The following is a 3,488-nucleotide window of genomic DNA, read 5'->3' as shown; positions in this document are numbered from 1 at the left end:
GATGAGCAGCCAGCGGCGGCGGTGCGGCGGTGCGGCCCGGCGACCGGCCAACCCGGCCACCACGTCCTGCTGGGCGGCGGCCAACGCCGGGGCAAGCGCGGCCAGCACCCCGGCCAGCACCGCGACCGCCGCGATCGCGGCGAGCGCCGCCGGGAAGACCCGGTAGCCCCCACTGCGTACCCCCAGCAGGTGCTCCTCGACCAGCGACCGGCCGGCGAGCGCGGCGGTGACCCCGAGCAGCAGCCCGCACGCGGCCCCGAGCCCACCGAGGACCACCCCGTCGGCGAGCACGATCCGCCGCAGGTGCACCGGGTCGCCGCCGGCCACCGCGACCAGCGCCAGGTCCCGCCGTCGCCGCCGGACCCCGACCGCGAAGGCCGGGCCGACCAGCAGGACGACCTCCAGCAGACCGAGCCCGCCGACCAGCACCGCGTTGCTCGCCAGGACCGGGTCGGGCAGGCTGAGCGTCGACCCGTCGGGGGAGCGGGCGCCCGGCACCGGGGTCCCGGCGCTGACCAGGACGCCGTGCGCGTTGAGCCGTTCCACCAGCGCGGCGTCCAGCGGGCCGGGCAGGTCGACCAGCCAGCTCTCGTCGTAGCTCCGCCCGTCCCGGGACAACCCGGCCGGGGTCAGGGCGACGATCTCCCCGAGCTGGTCGGGGAACTCGACCACGCCGACCACCCGCCACCGGCCGGTGCCGTCGGCCGCGTCGACCGCCCCGCCCACCCGTACGCCCATCCGGGCGGCGGCCTGCGCGCTGACCGCGACCTCGTCGGGTGCGGTGGGGACCCGCCCGGAGCGCAGCCGCACCGTCGAGCGGGCCAGCGGGTCCGTCAGGTCCAGCGCCCGCCCGTCGAGGGTCCTGGTGCGGTCGCCGATCCGCACCTCGAACGGCACCCACCAGCTGATCCGGCTGGCCCGGCTGCCGGCCGGCAGCAGCGCCTCGATCTCCGTCCGGCCCACCGGCCGCTCCCGGGTCACCTGGTCACCCGTGCGGGCCCAGTTCACGTCCCCCCAGGAGTCCTGGTGGAGCGGGTTCTCCGCCACCCAGCGCAGCTCGGCGTCGGCGGCACCGGCCCGCTGGGCGAAACTCTCCTCCCGGGTGAGGTCGGCCATGTCGTAGGTGACCGCGACGAAGCTCAGCACCAGCACCGGCAGCGCGATCATCGTCAGCACCAGCGCGGTGCGCCCCCGCGCCCGCCGCGCCTCCCGCCGGGCGATCCGCAGCGCCGCCCGCCAGGACCCGACCGTCCCGGCGAGCCGACCGGGCGGCCCCGCCCGGTCCACCGCGTCGGGCTCCGCCGGTCGGGCCGCACCGTCGGACCGTCCTGTGCTGTCGGGCTGGGCGGGCCGGGCTGTGCTGTCGGCCCGGTCCGGTCGGGCCGCGCCGGCGGGCTGTGCAGGTCGGGCCGGGCTGCCGGGCTGTGCCGGTCGGACCGGGCTGCCGGGCGGGGCCGGCCGGGGGTGGGACCGGCCGTCGGGGTGCCGTGGTCCGTCCGGGTGGGGCGGGGCGGTCACCGGCCGATCCCGGAGAGCAGGTGCTCGACCCCGGCCAGCGGCGCGGTGGAGTCGACCATGACGCCGTCGCGGAGGAACACCACCCGGTCGGCCCAGCCCGCGTGCCGGGCCTCGTGGGTCACCAGCACCCCGGCCGCGCCCGCGTCGACCCGGCGGCGCAGCAGGTGCAGCACGGCCTCCCCGGTCTGCGAGTCCAGCGCCCCGGTCGGCTCGTCGGCCAGCACCAGCCGCCGCTCGCCGACCAGCGCCCGCGCGATCGCCACCCGCTGCTGCTGACCCCCGGACATCTGGTCGGGGAAGCGTCCGCCGAGCCCGCCCAGGCCCACCTCCTCCAGCGCCGCCAGGGCCGCCCGCCGGGCCTGCCGTACGCCGACCCCGTCGAGTTCCAGCGGGAGCGCCACGTTCTCCCCGGCGGTGAGGCTGCCGAGCAGGTTCAGATCCTGGAAGACGTAGCCGATCCGGCGACGGCGCAGCCGGGCCAGCCGCCGCCCGTCGAGCGTGCCGAGCGTCTCCCCCTCGACCAGCACCTCCCCGGCGGTCGGCCGGTCCAGCCCACCGGCCAGGGTGAGCAGGGTCGACTTGCCCGAGCCGGAGGGACCCATCACCGCCACCAGCTCGCCCGGTCGTACGGTGAGGCTCACCCCGCGCAGCGCGTGCACGGCGGCCTCCCCGCCCCCGTGGGTGCGGTGCACGTCGCGCAGTTCGAGCACCGCGCCGTCGGGGCCGGTCACCGGTGTGCCTCCTCGTCGGCCCGCTCCACCACCTCCGGCGGTGACCCGCTGCGTGCGGTGGGGGCCGCCGGCCGGTGCCGGACCAGGCTGGTCTCGCAGTGGTCGAGCCAGCGGATCTCCGCCTCGGCCTGGAACATCATCGCGTCCAGCACCAGTCGCCAGGGCAGGTCCTCCGGCCGGTCACTGGTGTACTTGAGCCGGGTCAGCTCCTGCAACGTGCGCATGGTCGCGCCACGCTGGGTCTGCACCACCGCCCGCACGTCCACCCCGGGTGTGGTCAACGCCAGGGCCAGCTTGATGGACAGTTCGTCGCGGGGGCGGTCGTTGCGGCTGATCGGGGTGACGAACCACAGCGCCAGGTCCGCCCGTCCGGCGTCGGTGATCTCGTACGGCCGCTGGCCGCCCTCGTGCTCGGGCAGCGAACGGACCAGGCCGTCACGTTCCAGCCGGTTGAGCGTGGTGTAGACCTGACCGATGTTCAGCGGCCAGGTCGAGCCGGTCGACTCCTCGAACGCGGCCCGGAGCTGGTAGCCGTACATCTGGCCGCGCTCCAGCAGGGCGAGCAGGCCGTGACGGATGGACATGCGACGGAGTATGCATACCCCGTATGCGGACCGCAACCGCAGGGTACGGGCGGTGGGTCAGGTGGGACTGCCGGGGAACGGGACGGTCAGCGGGGTGATGCCCGCGCTGCGCCGCCAGCGGGTGGCCCGTACCGCGCAGTCGGTCAGCGCGTTGAGCGCCCGGGTGCGGTCCGCGCCGGTGGTGACCGGCAGCGCCGCCCGCCAGAACGCCCCGGTGCGCTCCTCCACCTGCACCGCCAGCCGCAGCGCGGCGGCCCGGTCGGTGACCGGGAACGGCAGGGCGTAGCCGGCCTGGTCGGCCGGGACCGTCCCGCCGGCGGAGCTGAGCTGGAGCACCAGCGCGTCGCGCCGGGACCGGTGGGCGGCCTCGGCGGCGCGGGCGGCCCGCCGGTCGGCGTCGGTGAGGTGCACCCCGATCGGGCCGTAGGCGTAGATCGCGGCGTACTCGGCGGTCAACGCGTCGGCGAGCGCGTCGCCCGGCGTGGCGGGGGCGGTGGAGCGGCTCACTTCAGCGCCTCCAGGTGGGTGGCCCGGGCGGCGGCGATCGCGCCGAGCAGCGCGGCCCGGTCGCCCGGCGCGTCCAGGCTGTGAGGGGGGAGGCGGCCGGAATCGTGCACCCGCGCCCGCCGCCCCGCGTCGGTACGGCGGCGCTGGT

At 77.3% G+C, this 3,488-nt stretch carries 3 protein-coding genes and 1 pseudogene; all 4 read right to left on the bottom strand.

The window, feature by feature from the left end:
• Nucleotides 1-1,287, bottom strand: a pseudogene (locus tag H1A17_RS33750) (ABC transporter permease); the annotation flags it as partial.
• Nucleotides 1,288-1,514: 227 nt separating this feature from the next.
• Nucleotides 1,515-2,249: an ABC transporter ATP-binding protein gene (locus H1A17_RS33745; RefSeq protein ID WP_145918413.1), complete on the bottom strand. Its 735-nt coding sequence runs from the start codon at nt 2,247-2,249 to the stop codon at nt 1,515-1,517.
• Nucleotides 2,246-2,833 carry a PadR family transcriptional regulator gene (locus H1A17_RS33740; RefSeq protein ID WP_088645558.1) on the bottom strand — a complete coding sequence of 196 codons (588 nt, stop codon included), beginning with the start codon at nt 2,831-2,833 and terminating at the stop codon, nt 2,246-2,248. Before H1A17_RS33740 ends, H1A17_RS33745 begins: the two co-directional genes overlap by 4 nt.
• A 57-nt stretch (nt 2,834-2,890) precedes the next feature.
• Nucleotides 2,891-3,340 carry a ferritin-like domain-containing protein gene (locus H1A17_RS33735; RefSeq protein ID WP_145918414.1) on the bottom strand — a complete coding sequence of 150 codons (450 nt, stop codon included), beginning with the start codon at nt 3,338-3,340 and terminating at the stop codon, nt 2,891-2,893.
• Between the last annotated feature and the right edge of the window lie 148 nt (nt 3,341-3,488).

This window comes from Micromonospora sp. S-DT3-3-22, from assembly GCF_015354745.1.
Classification (GTDB): domain Bacteria; phylum Actinomycetota; class Actinomycetes; order Mycobacteriales; family Micromonosporaceae; genus Micromonospora; species Micromonospora wenchangensis.
The sequence above is the reverse complement of the archived record's forward strand: the minus strand, read 5'-3'. Positions and strand labels throughout refer to the sequence as shown.